We start from the raw sequence: 17425 nt of genomic DNA, 5'->3' as shown, positions 1-17425 counted from the left end.
GCATCAGCGCGGGCCAAGATGATCGCGGGCCGAGCCCACGTCCCGCTCCAGATCATCGGTAATGTGCAGCCAGGCCAGTTTTTCGCCCGCATGCGCATGACGCGCGGGCGGATACGCATCCGCCTGGTCAAGCAATCCCACGCCGATATAGACCATGCCGGGCAGATAGTCGTAGCGGCCCGCGAGAGGCGAGCCGCAGCTGCCGCAGAAGCTGCGCGTGACTCCCGGGTTGGTGTTGACGACGCGCCCCTCGTCGGGCGCGAACGTCACCTCTTCGCAGCGGAAAGCCGCAAACGCCGCAACCGGCGCGCCCGTGACACGCCGGCAGTCCGCGCAGTGGCAATAGGCAACGAAGCTCGGCGGCGCGGACGCGTGAAAGGTCGTGACGCCGCAATAGCAACGGCCCGTCACGGGTGCTTCGGTGCAGCTTGTCGCGGTCCGGTCGCTCACAGCCCCTACCCCTTCACGGGCCCCAGATCCACCGGCGGGACGCTGTCGTCGGGGACGAAGAAATCGCGCATCAGGCCGACCGAGGGTCGACGCGGTAGCGGTCGAAATCGGTCACCCCATGCTCGGACATGAAGGTGTCGTCGATCAGGAAATTGCCGGTGAAGCTGTCCGAGGGCTGCTCGAAGATCATGTGGGCGGCATCGGCGAGGATCTCCGGCGTGCGGCTGGCCTGCATCATCTTGTCGCCGCCGAGCAGGTTCTTTACCGCCGCCGTGGCGATCGTCGTGCGCGGCCACAGCGCGTTGACGGCGATCTTCTTGGAGCGCAGCTCGCCCGCCAGCCCCAGCACCACCAGGCTCATGCCGTATTTGGCGATGGAATAGGGCATGTGGCCAGCGAACCATTTGGGGTTCATGTCCAGCGGCGGCGACAGGGTGATGATGTGCGGGTTCTCAGCCTTCTCCAGATACGGAATGGCGTGCTTGCAGCACACCATGGTGCCGCGGGTGTTGATCTGGTGCATCAGATCGAACCGCTTCATGTCGGTCTGCTGAAGCGGCGTGAGCTGGATCGCGGAGGCGTTGTTGACGAGAATGTCGATACCGCCGAAGACTTCGGCCGTCTTGGCGAGCGCCGCCTTCACCGCCTCCTCGTCACGCACGTCGACCACCAGCGGCAGCGCCTTGCCGCCGGCCTTCTCGATGGCCTCGGCGGCGGTATAGATGGTGCCTTCGAGTTTCGGATGCGGCTCGGCGGTCTTGGCCGCAATCGCCACATTGGCGCCGTCGCGCGCGGCGCGCAGGCCGATCGCCAGACCGATGCCGCGCGAGGCGCCGGTGATGAACAGGGTCTTTCCGCTCAGGGTCATGCGATGCTCCGTTCCTGTCTTGCGTGCCGCGCCCGGTTTTGGGGGCGCTGGTCACGGTCACCTCTCCCTGAGGGAGAGGGAGTGAGCGCTCAGCCCTTGGCCTTGCCCATGAAGGCCTGAAACGCCGCCTTGGCTTCGTCCGATCCCAACCGGTCGCGAAACGCCTCGGCTTCCGCGTCGATGCGTTTGAGGATCGCGTCGGTGTCGCCGCGCATGAAGGTGCGGGCGATCGTCAGCGCCTCGGCCGGTTTGGCAGCGATGGCTTGCGCGCAGGCCATGGCCTGCGCCTCCAGCGCGTCCTCGTCCACCACGTGATTGACGATACCCGCCTCGCGCGCCCGCGCGGCGTCAAAGCCCGCCCCAGGCACAGAAGCTCGAAGGCGCGGGCGTGGCCCATCAGGCCCGGCGCGATCAGGCTTGAGGCGGCTTCGGGCACCAGCCCGAGATCGAGGAACGGCGTGCGGAAGCTCGAGCGCGGGCTGCAGAACACCATGTCGCAATGCAGAAGCATCGTCGTGCCGACGCCGATCGCCAGCCCGTCGACGGCGGCGACCACGGGGGTTTTCGAGGCGGCGATGGCCTTGAGAAACCGGATCACCGAGGTGCCCAGACCCTCCCCGGTCATGGCGACCTGCAAGAAGTCGCCGATGTCGTTGCCGGCCGAAAAGGCGCCCGGCACGCCGCAGATCAGGCTGACGCGGATATCGCCGGAGGCGTCGGCGGCCTCCAGCGCGCCGGCCATGAGATCGTACATGGCGCGGGTGAGCGCGTTCTTCTTTTCGGGCCGGTTCATGCGGATGGTCTGCACGCCATCGCGGATGTCGACGTCAATCATTGCGTGGCTCCTCCTCACGCGCCGCAAGGCGCGGTGTTGCTCTCACGCCCGGAAGGCGGCCTCGGCGGCGAGCACGGCGGCGGCACCTTGCGTGACGCTGGCCCGCAGGCTGGCGGTCTCACCGATCAGGTTCTCGGCGAAGAAGCGGGCGGTGAGAATGCGCGCCTCATCGGCGGGCGCGCCCTGCGCGGTGCTGGCAAGCGCGCCCCTGGCGAGCAGCGCGCCGCCCGCCGCCAGGCCGAAGAGCCGCAGGTACGGCGTCGCGCCGGCCAGCGCCTCGCCCATGCGGCCGTCCTCAAGCGCGGCCAGCAGCCAGTCGGTCGCCGCCTCCAGATCATCGAGCGCGCCGGACACACGCTCGCCCATCTGGCCGAAGTCGGCGCGGTTGGAGCCCTTGGCGGCTTCCGCCGACGCGCGCAGCTCGGCAATCAGCCGCGCACCTGCCCGCCGCCGGACAGCGGCAGCTTGCGGGTGACCAGATCGATGGCCTGAATGCCGTTGGTGCCCTCGTAGATGGGCGCGATGCGCGCGTCGCGCAGGAACTGGGCGGCGCCGGTTTCCTCGATGTAGCCCATGCCGCCGTGCACCTGCACGCCGATGGAGGCGGCTTCCACGCCGATGTCGGTGGGCACCGCCTTGGCGAGCGGCGTCCACAGCCCGGCGCGCTCGCTCCAGTGGCGCTTGTCCTCGCCGTGCGACAGGCGCGCCATGTCGATGGCTTGGGCGCAGGAGAAACAGATGGCGCGGGCGATCTGGGTCAGCGCGCGCATGGTCAGCAGATTGCGGCGCACGTCGGGATGGGCCGCGATCGGGCTCATGCCATCGGACGGTTCGCCCGCCGCGCGGCCCTGACGGCGGTCGAGCGCATAGGCCAGCGCATGCTGGTAGGCGGCTTCGGCAACGCCCAGGCCCTGGATGCCAACGGCCAGCCGCGCGTTGTTCATCATCGTGAACATGCAGGCGAGCCCACGGTTTTCCTCGCCCACCAGCCAACCGGTCGCACCACCCTCGTCGCCGAACACCATGGTGCAGGTGGGCGAGCCGTGGATGCCGAGCTTGTGCTCGATGCCGGCGCAGCGCACGTCGTTGCGCGCGCCCAGCGAGCCATCGGCATTGACCAGGAATTTCGGCACCACGAAGAGCGAGATGCCGCGCGTGCCGGCGGGCGCATCCGGCAGGCGGGCGAGAACCAGATGCACGATGTTGTCGGTGAGATCGTGTTCGCCGTAGGTGATGAAGATCTTCTGCCCGAAGATGCGGTAGGTGCCGTCGTCGTTGCGCTCGGCGCGCGCCCGCAAGGCATTGAGATCGGAGCCGGCCTGCGGCTCGGTCAGGTTCATCGTGCCCATCCACTCGCCGGAGACGAGTTTCGCCAGATAGGTGTCCTGAAGCTCGGCGCTGCCGTGGGTGTGCAGGGCCTCGATGGCGCCGGCGGTCAGCGTCGGGCCGATGGCAAACGCCATGGACCCGGAATTCCACATCTCCAGCGCCGCGGCCTGCAGCATCATCGGCAGGCCCTGCCCGCCGTGGGATTGAGGCGCGTTGAGCCCGTTCCAGCCGCCTTCGATCCAGGCGCGATAGGCCTCGCGCCAGCCCGGAGGCGTGGTTACCGCGCCATCCTTGAGCGGCGTGCCGTGCGTGTCCGCGCCCCTGTTCAGCGGCGCGATTTCCTCCGCGACGAAGCGTCCCGCCTCCTCCAGAATGGCGCTCACCAGATCGTCGCCGAGGCCCAGATCCGGCGCCTGGGCAAGAACCTCGTCCAGTCCCGCGACATGCTTGAGGACGAACGCGATCTCGGTCACAGGAGCACGATACATCAGCCAATTCCTCCCAATCGCGCATTGTTCGGAAGCCTGTGTCCGGCGGCGGACGCACCCGCCCGCGGGACAGAAATCGCTCCGGCGCTTGACGCGCGCGCTCATTGTCCGCAAAACGCCGAAGAGACGGCAATCGTCGCGACAGTAGCGCTCATAACGTTTACGTCAATCGTGTCGCTACGGCACCCGGGATGCGCCGATCCTCCTGCCCGCTTTCGGCACGCGCCTGAAGGCCAAAGACGACTGAGACCCTGCATGGCCGTGTGGCGCCTTGACCCCCTGAGCGAAGACCTCGAAAGCGACGACGGCTTCCGCCGCGCCGTGGCGCTGATCCTGGCGGGCGAACCGGTCGCCGTACCGACGGAGACCGTCTACGGGCTGGCCGCCGACGCCACGAACGCCCGGGCCTGCGCGAAGATCTTCGCCGCCAAGGATCGGCCGCGCTTCAATCCGCTGATCAGCCATGTGGCGGATCAGGCCGCCGCGGAGGCACTCGGGATCTTCGACGACCGGGCGCGGTTGCTGGCGCGCGCCTTCTGGCCTGGACCGCTGACCCTCGTGGTGCCCAAACGTCCCGACGCCGCGATCAGCGATCTGGCGACGGCCGGGCTCGACAGCGTCGGCCTGCGCGTGCCCGATTCCCCCATCATGCAGGCCTTGGCCGCCGCCACTGGCCGGCCGCTGGCCGCCCCCAGCGCCAACCGCTCGGGCCGCATCAGTCCCACGACCGCGCAGGCGGTGGCGGACGACCTCGGCGACCGGGTGGCGCTGGTGCTGGACGCCGGGCCGACCAGGGTGGGCGTGGAATCCACCATCGTCTCGCTGACCGACGACACGCCGCGGCTGTTGCGGCCCGGCGGCATTGCCCGCGCCGACATCGAGCGCCTGCTGGGCTGCCCCCTCGCCGCACCCCTGCCCGAAACCGAAGACGGCGCGCGGCCCCTGGCGCCGGGCATGCTGGCGTCTCACTACGCGCCGAACGCGCGGGTGCGGCTCGATGCCGAGGCGGTTGCACCCGGCGAGGCCCTGCTCGCCTTCGGCCCGACCCTGCTGCCGGGCGCGGAGGCGGCCCGCCGGATCGAGAATCTCAGCACGCGAGGTGATCTTGTGGAGGCGGCGGCCGGTCTCTTCGCCAAGCTGCGGCTGCTCGACGCCTCGGGCGCCGCGACCATCGCCGTGATGCCGATCCCGAAATCCGGGCTGGGCGAGGCGATCAACGACCGGCTTTCACGTGCCGCCGCGCCGCGCGCCGGCTAGCTCCCCACGTTTCTCCCGGCGGACGCCGCGGATTCCGGGTGATTCGCCGGAACGGACCGCGCCCAGACGCCAGAAGCCGAGACCTGGCGTGCCCGGAGGTATAAGCCGAATCACTTACATGGCAGGAATTGTACAAAAGGGCGTTCTACGCAATACAGAAACTACCCTTAAGTATAACTAGGTAAGTCATTGCGAAAACACGCCTTTTATTCAAAATATTACTGTAATTTACTGGAAATCGGCGATCAGATGGGGTACTCAGAAGGCTGGAAAACCTGGTGATGCGGTGGACCTCCCAAATCGAGCGACTTCCTCCCAATCGCTCGCAACTTTCCGGCGGCGGCACACGATGTGTCAGCCGCCTTTTTTTTGTGCCACGCCCATCGGAGCCCTCCTGCCAAGGCGCGGCGCGGCGCGCCTGACCGGACAAACCGATTTAGCTCCATCATGCGGGTCATTGCTGGCGAGCATTGGGATGAGCATTGACACGCACAAGCCCGCGGCGTCTCATCGTGCGAGCGAAACGCACAGATGAGATCCGCCTTGGCCACCCTGCTGCTGCACCATCCCTGTTTTCTCGATCACCTGACCCCGCCGGGACATCCCGAACGCCCCGACCGAATGCGTGCAGTGGACCGCATTCTGGAAGCGGAGCGATTCCAGACGCTGGAGCGCGAGACCGCGCCGCTGGGCGACATCGACATCGCCCTGCTCGCTCATCCCGCTTCGCATGTGGACACGATCCGCGAACACATCCCCACAAGCGGCATCGTCCAGCTCGACGGCGACACATCGGTGTCACCGGGAAGCTGGGAGGCCATGCAGCGCGCCATCGGCGCCAGCACCCAGGCGGTGGACGAAGTGCTCGCCGGCAAGGTCAACAACGCCTTCTGCGCCATCCGCCCGCCCGGTCATCATGCGGAAACCGCGCACGCCATGGGCTTTTGCCTGTTCAACACGATCGCCATCGCCGCGCGCTACGCCCAGCGCAAACATGGGGTTGACCGGATCGCGATCGTCGATTTCGACGTGCACCATGGCAACGGCACCCAGGACATCTTCTGGAACGATCCCAGCGTGCTCTATTGCTCCACGCACCAGATGCCGCTGTTTCCCGGCACCGGCGCAACCAGCGAGACCGGCGTGGGAAACATCGTCAATGCGCCGCTGCACGCGGGCGACGGCAGCGCGGAGTTCCGCGAGGCGATGGACATCGCCATCCTGCCGCGCATCGACGCCTTCGCGCCCGAACTGATCCTGATCTCGGCCGGTTTTGACGCGCATTTCCGCGATCCACTCGCCAGTATCAATCTTGTCGAGGGCGATTATGCCTGGATCACGAAGAAACTGATGGATCTTGCCGACAAGCATTGCAACGGACGCCTGGTGTCGCTGCTGGAAGGTGGCTACGACCTGGAAGGCCTGGCGAAATCCGCGGCAACCCACATATCCACGCTGATGAACGCCTGAGACACGCGGCTGCCATGCCTGCCGCGGGTTGTGCCTTGACGCCGCCCGCCGGGCATCGGAGTCTGGCGGACGAGATTCCCTTGACCGATCGCGCAGACCGCGCGCTCAAGCATGTGACGGACGATGACCGAAACCACCGCCGACGACGTTTCCAACCTGAGCTTTGAGGATGCCTTGCGGCAACTGGAAACCATCGTCCAGCAGCTGGAACAGGGCAACGTTCCGCTTGAGAAGAGCATCGAGATCTACGAGCGCGGCGAGATCCTGCGCAAGCATTGCGACACGTTGCTGAAAGTGGCGGAGACCAAGGTCGAAAAGATCCGCCGCGGCCAGGACGGCGGCGTCGTCGGCACCGAGCCGCTCGACGTCGACTGACCGGCTTCGCACCCCATCATTTGTCTGTTCCTGACAGGACTTGTCTGCCCCCGAGAGGGTCCGGCGCTGGCGGCGCGCGTCCGGAGTCCGGCTGTGGCCGAGAGCGTGCCGCGGCGGTCCTTCCTGCCGATTGTTCTTCACAGATCCACAATGCGCGCTTACTCTGCGGCACAGACGCCCGCACCGGCCGGCACAAAGGAGACGTCCGCCGGGCCGCGGGCGCTCACGGCGGATTTCCGGCAATCTGGATTGGAAACAAGGCGCGTGCGCCGAGCGCCTGGGGAGATCGCTGCGAAACCGGGTGAATCGGGGGCCCGCGCAAAACAGCGGTGACTCGGATGCATAAGTCGGGCATTGTGAAATGATGATTTTAAATCATGAATCGCTTCTTCCGACCATGGTCCCTGCTGCCGTGCCACGCCGCCCCGCAAGGCCGTCCGCGGCGCCCTCGCCGCTTCCCCGCCATACGCTCTGAGAACAGCGACAATCACAGGAAACGACGCTGCCGCAATCGACCGAAACACTGATTTCCGAGATCTACGAGGCGGCTCTGGAGCCGGACGGCTGGCGTCCCGTGCTGACCAAAATCAGTGACCAGCTCAATGGCGCCGCGATCATCGCCGACGTGCGCGCCCATCCCACCGCAGCGCCCCTGGCGCTGTTTCCCGTGCGCTTCGATGTCGAGCGGCTTCTGGTTTCCGTTCAGGACTTCGGCGAACCCGGAGACAACCCCTCGCTGGATCACGCCCGCGGCGGGTCCACCGTCGGCACCTTCTTCGACCGGCGCGAGATCATGGACGACGTGGCCTTCGAGCGCAGCGCGGTCAGCCGCGCGGTGCTGTTTCCGCAAGGGCTCTACGAGGCCACCGCCTGCGCTCTGGACCGGCGGCCGGACCGGCTGAGCGTCATGGCGCTGGCGCGCGGGCGCAACAAGGGCGCCTTCTCCAGCGACGAGGTCGGTTATCTGCACAGTCTGTCGGGGCACCTCAGGCGCGCGCTCGAGCTGACCGCCCGGGCGCAGGAATGGCAGATCGCCAACCACTATCTCGATCAGATCATCGAATCCCTGCCGCATGGCGCGATTGCCGTGGACGAGCACTGGCGGGTGCTGGGCGCCAATGAATCCGCCCGCGCGCTGTTGTCGCAAGGCGCCGTGTTCGACTATCAGACCAACCGGATTTCCCTGCCCGATCCGCCGAGCAGCAGAAGCTGCTCGCCGCGATGGCCGGCGCGACGGCCTTTGCCGGCCAGCCGGCGCGCGATTCCGGCCATTGCATCATCCATGGCCGCAATCCGCCGGACACCCGCCATCAGATCTCGGTGCTGCGCTGCGACCGGCCGACGACGGCGCATGCCGCCGGCGGGACGATTTTCCTGCTGACGATCCGGCCGATGGCCACGCTCGGCCCCAACGTCGAGCTGCTGATCCGCGACTGCTTCTCGCTGACCCGCAGCGAGGCGCGGCTGGCGGCCAGTCTGGCGCGCTCGGGCACGCTGGAGGAAACGCTCGGCGATCTGTCGATCACCCGCAACACGGCCAAGACGCACCTGCGGCGAATCTTCACCAAGACCGCCACCCGCAACCAGGTCGAACTGGTGCGGCTGATCGCGGCGCTGCAATCGGTCTGACACCGGCGCGGCACAAGCGGCCTTGGGACTACTACCACCTGATAGAAATCCGAATTGCGGTACGACGGACGGATTCCGTAAAAATGACGAAGTGTGAGTCTCGATAATGGGGAAAATCCGCGGAATCGCGCCGCCGCGCGGCGGCGAGGGCACCTGCGGAAGATGCGCGCGCGCCATAAAAAAGGGCCGCGAATACTCGCGGCCCAAGTCGATCACTGTGCACGTGGCCCCATCGACCACCGGGATTTTGTATCTCTTCCGGCCACGAAAATCATCACCCGATCGGGTGACGAAACGAAAAAAATGCGTGACATCGCAAAAAACCGTCACAATTCAGGCTGCCTGTAAGGGGATACCGACCGAACGCGGCAATCGGCAACGCGAATTGCACCCCCAGCACACTGGTGTAAGCCTTGCGGCACAAGACGAACCCAAGCGCGATCGCACCTGTGACATGACGTTGCCCGACACTCCGCTTCTCGACACGATCCAGACTCCCGAACACTTGCGCACGCTGAGCGACGGCCAGTTGGCCCAGCTCGCAGCCGAATTGCGCGCGGAGATGATCGACGCCGTCTCGGTCACCGGCGGCCACCTGGGCGCGGGCCTGGGCGTCGTCGAGTTGACGGTCGCGCTGCACTCGGTGTTCAAGACGCCCGAGGACCGGCTGATCTGGGATGTCGGCCACCAGTGCTACCCGCACAAGATCCTCACCGGCCGGCGCGACCGCATCCGCACCCTGCGCCAGGCGGGCGGGCTTTCCGGCTTCACCAAGCGCACCGAATCCGAATACGACCCCTTCGGCGCGGCGCATTCCTCCACCTCGATTTCCGCCGGCCTGGGCATGGCGGTGGCCAGCGAGCTGGACGCGCGCGACAACCGCGTCATCGCGGTGATCGGCGACGGCGCCATGTCCGCCGGCATGGCCTATGAGGCGATGAACAACGCCGGCGCGCGCCACTCGCGGCTGATCGTGATTCTCAACGACAACGACATGTCGATCGCCCGCCGGTGGGCGCCATGTCCGCCTATCTCGCCCGCCTCGTCTCCGGGCGCGCCTATCATTCGCTGCGCGAGGTGGCCAAGCAGGTCGCCAAGGCGCTGCCCGATCCGCTGCAGAAGGGCGCAGCCCGCGCCGAGGAATTCGCCCGCGGCTTCCTCACCGGCGGCACGCTGTTCGAGGAGCTGGGCTTTTATTACGTCGGGCCGATCGACGGCCACAATCTCGACCACCTGCTGCCCGTGCTGCGCAACGTGCGCGACAGTCCCGGCGGGCCGGTGCTGGTGCATGTGGTCACCCAGAAGGGCAAGGGCTACGCCCCGGCGGAAAGCTCATCCGACAAGTACCACGGCGTCGCCAAGTTCGACGTGGTCACCGGCCAGCAGGCCAAGCCCACGCCGAACGCGCCGAGCTACACCAAGGTGTTTGGCCAGAGCCTGATCCAGGAGGCGGAAGCGGACGAGAAGATCGTCGCCGTGACCGCCGCCATGCCCTCGGGCACCGGCATCGACCTGTTCGGCGAGGTCTTCCCCGAGCGCACGTTTGACGTCGGCATCGCCGAGCAGCACGCGGTGACCTTTGCCGCCGGCATGGCGACGGAGGGCTACAAACCGTTCGTGGCGATCTATTCCACCTTCCTGCAGCGCGCCTACGACCAGGTGGTGCACGACGTGGCCATCCAGGGGCTGCCGGTGCGCTTCCCCATCGACCGCGCCGGGCTGGTGGGCGCCGACGGGCCGACGCACGCGGGCGCCTTCGACGTCGCCTATCTCTCCTGCCTGCCCGGCTTCACCGTCATGGCGGCGGCCGACGAGGCGGAACTCAAGCATATGGTGGCGACCGCCGCCGCCTACGACGACGGCCCGATCGCGTTCCGGTATCCGCGCGGCGAGGGCGTCGGCGTCGACCTGCCCGAGCGCGGCGTCCCGCTGGAGATCGGCCGCGGCCGAGTCATCCGCGAGGGAAGCACCATCGCGCTTCTGTCCTTCGGCACGCGGCTGGCGCATTGCCTGGAGGCGGCGGAGACGCTGGAAAGTTTCGGCCTGTCGACCACGGTCGCCGACGCGCGCTTCGCCAAGCCGCTCGACGAGGCGCTGATCGGCCGGCTGGCGCGCGAGCACGAGGTGCTGATCACCATCGAGGAAGGCTCCGTCGGCGGCTTCGGCAGCCACGTGCTGCAGTTCCTCGCAGACAGCGCGCTGCTCGACGGCAAACTCCGCGTCCGCGCCATGGTGCTGCCGGACAGTTTTATCGACCAGGACAAGCCCGACGCCATGTACGCGCTCGCCGGCCTGAACGCCAACGGCATCGTCACCAAGGTGTTCGAGGCGCTGGGACGGGACACCGCGGAGATCGTCCGGCTGGCGTGAGGGGAGAGGCAGTGGGCTCAAGAGCACTGGCTTCCGTGCTTCACATATTCAATCAACACGTTGAACTGACACCGGCTGTCCTCATGATGCGTTAGTAGTTATCTATCGAGCGGATAGCTGAACTTAGAAGCACCCGAAGTGGTGATCACTCTGCACCTTATTTGAAGAGCTCCGAGCTAGAATTGCACTCTCTGAAAGAGCCCGTTCCGCGTCGGGCGATTTCCCTGCCAAGGCACTACTTGTGCCCACCAATGTCGTTCAAGTGATCGCGTCCACTAAACAATTGACAGTTTTCGTGCACGTGATCCATGGAAAATCACGGCTTAAACTGCACTCGTCGACTGAACGATGAGTGAGATGTTAGCGCTGGTCGTTGACTACTAGACAGCCTGCCTTTCGAACTCGGCCAGCATCTCACGACCGAACTCATCGATCGTCACGTAGTCCTGCAGCAGCTGCGCGTGGAACACGGCACGCGGAGATTTTTCGGTGACGGAATGGGTCATCCAAGGCCGCCAGATGCCCAATCCGCGCTGCTGGGCCTGCAGCTTGTCGTAGAGCCCCAAGTCAAGCTCTCGGATGGCATCTCCACTGGCTTTTTCGAGCTCGTTGTACTTTTCGACAACCTCGGGGAAACGATGTAGGGCGGGATGTACAAGGGTATGCGGTGTGCGAGGCTATCGCGGAAGCCCTTCAGGTGCTTGTCCACCCAGTCCTGTCGCTTCTCCAAGTATGCAACAAACTCTTTGCTGAACGATGCGCGAACGTCCCTGCGCTTTGGCCCGAGGCCGACCTCCAGCGGCCCGAGTTCTTTGCCACGTGCGTTTAGAACGGGCTTCTCGCAGACCCAAATCCACGCCAGGTTGTCAAGACACCCGAAAGCGTTCAACACGAACGCCTGGATCATGAGAGTGGCATCGACGACAGTGTCCCTGTCAGGGATCGTGTCGAGCTCAGGAGGTAGTTTTTCGAACACCACGTCGATCGCGCGGACCATTGTGCCAAGGCGCCTGGAGAATCCGTAGCACGCGAACTCGTGACCCCGTTCGGTGCGGTATTTCCGAGCTAGGAAGCGGGCTCTGAGATCGGCGAATTGCCGGTGCATTTCCTCGCGGCCAGCATGAAGCTTCGCGATGTCTTCGCCTTGAAATATTGAGCCATGGGTCCACCTCTTGGCTATTCGCTAACAGACACCGGAAGCGGCCAAACCGTTTCCGGCCCTAGAGACGCCAAACCCGGTTCACGTGTCCGTGATGTGCAGAAAATATCAGCGGCCCGCCATCCGCACTACCCTTGAGGACATCATGGGCATCACCAAGATCAAATAAAACAGATGCAACTTCAACGACGGGCTGCCAGTCACTTTCCGTTTCGCGCGGATGGTCGGCGACGTCCTGACAATGGGATCGGCGAAAAGACAGGAGAGGCAGCCCTTCAAATTTTATGTATGAGGTCGCCTATTCGGCAAGCCATGCGGTCAATTCGTTAATGTGGACTGCGAAGTCGCGCGCCATGTCAGGCCCGCCTTTGTGATTGATGCCGATGACATTCTGATGGGCATCTAGAAGCGGGCCGCCCGACATTCCTGAGCGATTTTTTGCGTGACCTCGATCAGTTTGCACGCCACTTTTCATCGGGAGCGAACTGACCGTTCCTGACCGGATATTGAGCTTGTCCCCCGGTCCATAGCCCGGATAGCCGAGCGCGATCGTCGGAGCATCCTCGACGATGATTTGGCCGGAGCCCACCAGCTCAAAAATATTCGGTCTCAGGAAGTGCGGCTCGAGCAGTGCGAGGTCGCGATGCTCGTGCCGCTTGATCACCTTTACCTTGAAGCTGTTGGAAGATTTGCTCGGATGGTAGATCTCGACCGTCTCGACATTCTCGACGCAATGAGCTGCGTCACGAGACCGGCGTCTTCAGAAAGAAACAGGTGCCTTGTGTGCCGGCATCGCCATCATGCTCGACAAGCCATAACGCGCGGTTGCGCATCTCGATCGCGGTCGGCTTCACCTTTAGCGGGCTCTCGGGAAAGCATTGGTTTGAAACGCAGCATGATGCTGCGCACCAGAGGATCGGTCGGTCCCTTGATGAAGCCGAGCCACGAGATCTTGCCGCAAGATGATCGGCAAGCCTCGTGCAGCCGCCATATCGGTCTGAAATCTGGCCTGCGCGTCCTTGATCCCCAACGTCTCCACCGAGTGGAGTGCGGCACGCAGATTGCGCACATAGCGGCGATCTACGTTGATGAGCTCGTTGATCTTGAGGCCGGTGACTATGCGACGCGCATGACGATCGCATAGTGCGCCTTGTCCGGATTGATCGCGAAGCCGTTGCTGGTAACCGCCTGGAGAAGGTTCGCCGCCAGCGCCTCGGGCGCGAAGCGACCCGAAGACGGGATCGCGGCCTCGAAAAGCCCGGCGGGCGGTTGGTAGGTCGAGAAGGTGATGTCGTCGGCGTAGCGCGTGTAGATCGCGCGTGCGGCCTTCGCGATCTGTAGAAGGACCGTGTCGAGCCGGTAGCAGATCATGTTCGACAGAACCGGGCTGGTCGGCGCGCCCTGGGGCAGATGCCCATTGTAGCAGCAGAGCCGCGCAACGATCTCCGAAACGCGACGATCGACGCCAAGCGCTCGCAACACGCCCCGTATCCGGTTCTCCGTGATCGACGGGAAGAAGTCCTTCAGATCGAGATTGACCACATAGCGCCGGTTTATGTGCGCCTCGGCATTTGACCTGACCGAACGGTCTGGTACGAAGCCATGGACGGGGTTGCGAACGCGATAGAGCTGATCGAGGAGCGGTGCCAATTTCCGTTGCAGCATCTTGAGCCGATTATCGGGGGCGGTGATGAGCCGCAGCTTTCCCGAGCCTTTGGCGATCGAGAACTTCTTGTACATGGCCGCGCGATACCACCAGATCTTCTTTAGTTCTTTGGGCGAAACGTCGAGATGGGCCAGCAAGGTGGCTTCGCTGGCGAGTTCCGCCGGAATGGCGATCGGGATGTGCTTGCCAAAGATCTGAGTGAGCGATGGCAACGAGGTCTTCCTTCCAATCACGCCAGGGCGCACATCAGGTCATCCAGCGCACATGATATGTAGAGACATTCGCTCGTAAGCCGCAGTTTCACAGCCCGTATGCGAAGGAAGACCCCGTTGGGAGCGTTGATACCAGAAGCGATCTGGCTTTTCCAGAGCGGGCGCCCGAGACCGGGGCGGATTTAGGATGCAGTTAGGTCCTAATCGTGGTGGGGCTGCTGGCGTGATCGTCGCCGATCCTTCGAGACGCCGTCTTCGTCGGCTCCTCAGGATGACGTCATCGTTTTGATGTTTCTCCATGATTGTTCCCTGCTCGACGTCGGCGGGGACGCGCGCCGCCGGGCGCATTGCAGCCCGCAATGGTGCAAACCAAGCCCGGAACGGCCTCGCGCGGGCCGCCCCGGATCTGCGAAGCGGCACTGCATGCCGCATCGCGTCCGGGGTGAAGGGAACGCGTACCAAGATGTTGCGGTGACGCCGGTGGCCCGATCGAATGCGACCCTTCGAGACGGCGCTTTGCGCCTCATCAGGGTGACGTTCTCGTGTTGATTTTTATTGCAATCGACACCGGTCGAGCCTCAGGACAGCCGGTTTCGACGACGAGGGTCCCGCATGGCGGTTCCGGGACGCCGCCACCCATTCAACGTCACCCTGAGGAGCCGTCGAAGACGGCGTCTCGAAGGGCCGGCCGCATCATTGCGCGATGACGTGGCCACAGGCCGCACCCGCCGATCGGTCCCCCGCCGCTTCCGCAACACAGGCGCGTCGCGGGCACCCGTTTTTTACCTCTCCGGCACTCCCCCGATTGACACCTGCGGCGACGCGGCACAAGGTCGCGAACGGGGCCGTAATTCCGCCTCCTTCGGGCACGATGTCAGGGCCTGACCGATCACCCGCCGATTTTCCGGCGGGCGCCGCATGTGCGGACCACCCCAAGAGCGCCGGATGTTCTGATGCAGTCAGAGCGGCGCTCTCGTTTTTTGTTTGCGCGCCGGACCGATCCCGAACAGCCTTTGGGTCCGCTGCCGCAGAACGCCCGCGAAGAGGCCATGGCAAAGACCCTGAACCCGATTGCAGCCCTGCTGCTGTCCGTCGCCCTGATGCTGCTCGGCCACGGTCTGCAGGGAACCCTGCTGCCGGTGCGCGCCGACCTGGAGGGCTTTTCCGAGCTCGCCGTCGGCGCGATGTCCTCGGCCTATTTCGCGGGCTTCGTCGTCGGCTGCGTGGTCGCGCCTTACGCCATCCTGCGCGCCGGCCACATCCGCGCCTTCGCGGCGCTGGTGTCGATCGGCTCGGCCAGCGCGCTGCTCTACGCGGTCATTCCCGATCCCGTCGCCTGGGCGCTGATCCGCTGCATCTACGGCTTCACGCTGGCCGGCTTCTACATGATCGTGGAAAGCTGGCTCAACGAGCGCGCCACCAACGCCAACCGCGGCGCGCTGATGTCCACCTACATCATCATCAACATGGCCGCCATCATGGCGGGCCAACTGGTGCTGACGGCGGTCGACCCGTCGGGCTTCACCGCCTTCGTGCTGGCGTCGGTTGCCGTGTCGCTGGCCGTGGTGCCGATCTCCATGACGCGCTCCGAGCAGCCGGCGCCGATCACCTTCGTGCGCTTCCGGCCGCTGGAACTCTACCGCACCTCGCCCGCCGCCATGGTCGGCTGTCTGCTGATCGGCATCGCCAATGGCACCACCTGGACGCTGGCGCCGCTGTATGCGCGCCAGATCGGCCTGAGTACCGACCAGGCCGCCTATTTCGCCTCCGCCATCATTTTCGGCGGCGTGCTGGCGCAATGGCCCATCGGCCGCCTGTCGGACCGCATGGACCGGCGCTATGTGCTCATCGGTCTGTGCGGCGTGACCGGGCTCGTCGCCACGCTGATCGCGGTCGTCGCGCCGAGCACCGCAATCATGGCCATCGGCATGGCGGCGCTGGTGGGCTTCACCGCGCAGCCGGCCTATTCGATCGCAGCCGCCCACGCCTACGATCACGTGGAGGCCGACGGCTTCGTGGAAACCTCCTCAGGGCTCCTGCTGGCCAACGGCATCGGCTCGACCATCGGCCCGATCACGGCCGCCGTGATGATGGGAATGATGGGTCCCAGCGGCATGTTCGTGATGATCGCCGTGGTCGAGTTCGCGCTGGCCGGCTACATCATCTACCGCCTGACCGTGCGCCAGGCGCCCTTGCAGAGCACACGCACCGACTTCGATCTGGCCGCGACCTCGCAGGTTGGCGGCGTGCTGACGCCAGAGCTCTACGACGAGAGCGATCCGGATGTGGTGATGTCGGATGGGCCACACTACGAGCCGGAACCGCTGGACGCCGGACAGGTGGCCGAGGCGTGGGAAACCGAGGGCGAGGCGCTGGCCGACAGCATCGGCGACGAGGAACATCCCGAACCGGTGCGGCCGCAGCCAGACTAGAGCGTTTCCTTGTTAAATGGGATCGATTCTGTTGGTCCAAACCGGGTCGATCCGCGAGGAAACGGGCGAACGGCGTAGCCCATGCTACGGCGGAGGCCGTTGACGCGGCGGACGGCCGGTTTCGACCAACCCTTTGGGCGGGATGAATTTTCCCGATTATCGGCGAGGCCCGTCTCGGCCATATCCGCGATATGCCCTTCGCCAATCCTCTTGATCCTCGACAAAATTCATCTCCGCAGAATGGTTCCATTTGACAAGGAAACGCTCTAGCACGCCGCCGGCCGCGTGGCGGCAAATGCGCGCATTGCCCCGGCCCCTCTCGACGCCGGACGAGGCCTGCGGCATAGTCGCGCCGTGATGACACGCACCATGAGCCTGCTCGCCGGACTGCGGCGCGAACGCGGCCCGCTCGCCACCCTGGCGGCGGTGGCCATGCTGGCGCGCGTGGTGCTGGGTGCGCTGGGCATCGCGGCGATGCCGTCCGCGGCCATATCCGCCGTTCCCGTCATCTGTACGAGTTCCGCGTCCGCGCCGGTCTCCCATCCGTCCGGGATCCCCGGCCCCGCGCATCTCGCCGACTGCCCCTGCGGCCATGTCTGCCCGCACGGCGGCACGCCGGTGGCCGACGCCGGGCGCCTGGCGCCCGCCCTCACCCATCCCGCACCTCGCGCGCTGGGCGCCCTCGTCCCGCCGGACGACGCACGCCCCGATACCGCGCGGCGCGCCCGCGGGCTTTCCATCCGCGCGCCGCCGGCCGCCTGAACCTCCCAACGATCCCGATGCCTCTTTCCGGCCCCGACGGCCGGCACGACGGGGCACTCATTGATGTGATATCGCGCATCCCAGCGGCAGGCCGAACGGCACGCGGGACAGGCGCATGGAGTT

General features: G+C 65.5%; 13 protein-coding genes and 4 pseudogenes. 9 read left to right on the top strand and 8 right to left on the bottom strand.

The window, feature by feature from the left end; genetic code table 11:
* Positions 1-3 precede the first annotated feature (3 nt).
* The 4 genes and pseudogenes from D1F64_RS05440 to D1F64_RS05425 all read right to left on the bottom strand — a co-directional run bounded on the left by D1F64_RS05440 (position 4) and on the right by D1F64_RS05425 (position 3970).
* The gene (locus tag D1F64_RS05440) at positions 4-450 is read right to left on the bottom strand and encodes a GFA family protein (RefSeq protein ID WP_205470665.1); all 447 of its coding nucleotides are present in this window, start codon (positions 448-450) and stop codon (positions 4-6) included.
* Positions 451-455: 5 nt separating this feature from the next.
* Positions 456-1318: pseudogene (locus D1F64_RS05435) on the bottom strand (NAD(P)-dependent oxidoreductase).
* Positions 1319-1407: 89 nt separating this feature from the next.
* Positions 1408-2153, bottom strand: a pseudogene (locus D1F64_RS05430) (crotonase/enoyl-CoA hydratase family protein).
* Between the two features lie 42 nt (positions 2154-2195).
* A pseudogene (locus D1F64_RS05425) lies at positions 2196-3970 on the bottom strand (acyl-CoA dehydrogenase).
* Between the two features lie 255 nt (positions 3971-4225).
* Between D1F64_RS05425 and D1F64_RS05420 the strand changes: the two are divergent.
* The 6 genes and pseudogenes from D1F64_RS05420 (at position 4226) to dxs (ending at position 11071) form a co-directional block, all read left to right on the top strand.
* The gene (locus D1F64_RS05420) at positions 4226-5227 is read left to right on the top strand and encodes an L-threonylcarbamoyladenylate synthase (protein WP_117411592.1); all 1002 of its coding nucleotides are present in this window, start codon (positions 4226-4228) and stop codon (positions 5225-5227) included.
* Between the two features lie 531 nt (positions 5228-5758).
* Entirely contained in the window at positions 5759-6697 is a 939-nt protein-coding gene (locus tag D1F64_RS05415; protein ID WP_211200326.1) for a histone deacetylase family protein, read from the top strand.
* 123 nt (positions 6698-6820) lie between these two features.
* Positions 6821-7072: an exodeoxyribonuclease VII small subunit gene (locus D1F64_RS05410; RefSeq protein ID WP_117411590.1), complete on the top strand. Its 252-nt coding sequence runs from the start codon at positions 6821-6823 to the stop codon at positions 7070-7072.
* A gap of 574 nt (positions 7073-7646) precedes the next feature.
* The gene (locus tag D1F64_RS05405; protein WP_117411589.1) at positions 7647-8453 is read left to right on the top strand and encodes a PAS domain-containing protein; all 807 of its coding nucleotides are present in this window, start codon (positions 7647-7649) and stop codon (positions 8451-8453) included.
* Positions 8454-8464: 11 nt separating this feature from the next.
* Positions 8465-8701 (top strand): hypothetical protein, encoded by a 237-nt coding sequence (locus D1F64_RS05400; RefSeq protein WP_162901316.1) that lies wholly within the window; start codon positions 8465-8467, stop codon positions 8699-8701.
* Positions 8702-9155: 454 nt separating this feature from the next.
* A pseudogene (gene dxs, locus D1F64_RS05395) lies at positions 9156-11071 on the top strand (1-deoxy-D-xylulose-5-phosphate synthase).
* Between the two features lie 380 nt (positions 11072-11451).
* On the opposite strand, the gene D1F64_RS25025 reads toward dxs, so the two are convergent.
* The 3 genes from D1F64_RS25025 to D1F64_RS24290 all read right to left on the bottom strand — a co-directional run bounded on the left by D1F64_RS25025 (position 11452) and on the right by D1F64_RS24290 (position 12936).
* On the bottom strand, positions 11452-11577 hold the full coding sequence (locus tag D1F64_RS25025) for a hypothetical protein (protein WP_256372888.1): 126 nt from the start codon (positions 11575-11577) through the stop codon (positions 11452-11454).
* Positions 11574-12068 (bottom strand): hypothetical protein, encoded by a 495-nt coding sequence (locus tag D1F64_RS05390; RefSeq protein WP_162901315.1) that lies wholly within the window; start codon positions 12066-12068, stop codon positions 11574-11576. The genes D1F64_RS25025 and D1F64_RS05390 overlap by 4 nt, the downstream gene beginning before the upstream one ends.
* A gap of 460 nt (positions 12069-12528) precedes the next feature.
* Complete coding sequence (locus tag D1F64_RS24290) at positions 12529-12936, bottom strand: serine protease (RefSeq protein WP_248304748.1); 408 nt, start codon at positions 12934-12936, stop codon at positions 12529-12531.
* A 189-nt stretch (positions 12937-13125) separates the two neighbouring features.
* On the opposite strand from D1F64_RS24290, the gene D1F64_RS24285 reads away from it, so the two are divergent.
* Entirely contained in the window at positions 13126-13374 is a 249-nt protein-coding gene (locus tag D1F64_RS24285) for a hypothetical protein (protein ID WP_248304630.1), read from the top strand.
* Here the strand turns inward: D1F64_RS24285 and D1F64_RS24280 are convergent.
* The gene (locus D1F64_RS24280) at positions 13347-14141 is read right to left on the bottom strand and encodes a reverse transcriptase domain-containing protein (protein WP_248304629.1); all 795 of its coding nucleotides are present in this window, start codon (positions 14139-14141) and stop codon (positions 13347-13349) included. The two genes, D1F64_RS24285 and D1F64_RS24280, sit on opposite strands and share 28 nt — an antisense overlap.
* A gap of 1016 nt (positions 14142-15157) precedes the next feature.
* On the opposite strand from D1F64_RS24280, the gene D1F64_RS05375 reads away from it, so the two are divergent.
* Together D1F64_RS05375 and D1F64_RS05370 are read left to right on the top strand one after the other, a co-directional pair.
* The gene (locus tag D1F64_RS05375; RefSeq protein ID WP_162901314.1) at positions 15158-16540 is read left to right on the top strand and encodes an MFS transporter; all 1383 of its coding nucleotides are present in this window, start codon (positions 15158-15160) and stop codon (positions 16538-16540) included.
* A gap of 354 nt (positions 16541-16894) precedes the next feature.
* A complete protein-coding gene (locus D1F64_RS05370) occupies positions 16895-17302 on the top strand; it encodes a hypothetical protein (protein WP_162901313.1) in 408 nt (135 codons plus the stop codon).
* Positions 17303-17425 lie beyond the last annotated feature (123 nt).

It is taken from the genome of Breoghania sp. L-A4 (assembly GCF_003432385.1).
Lineage (GTDB): Bacteria > Pseudomonadota > Alphaproteobacteria > Rhizobiales > Stappiaceae > Breoghania.
This window is presented reverse-complemented; position numbering and strand designations above follow the sequence as displayed.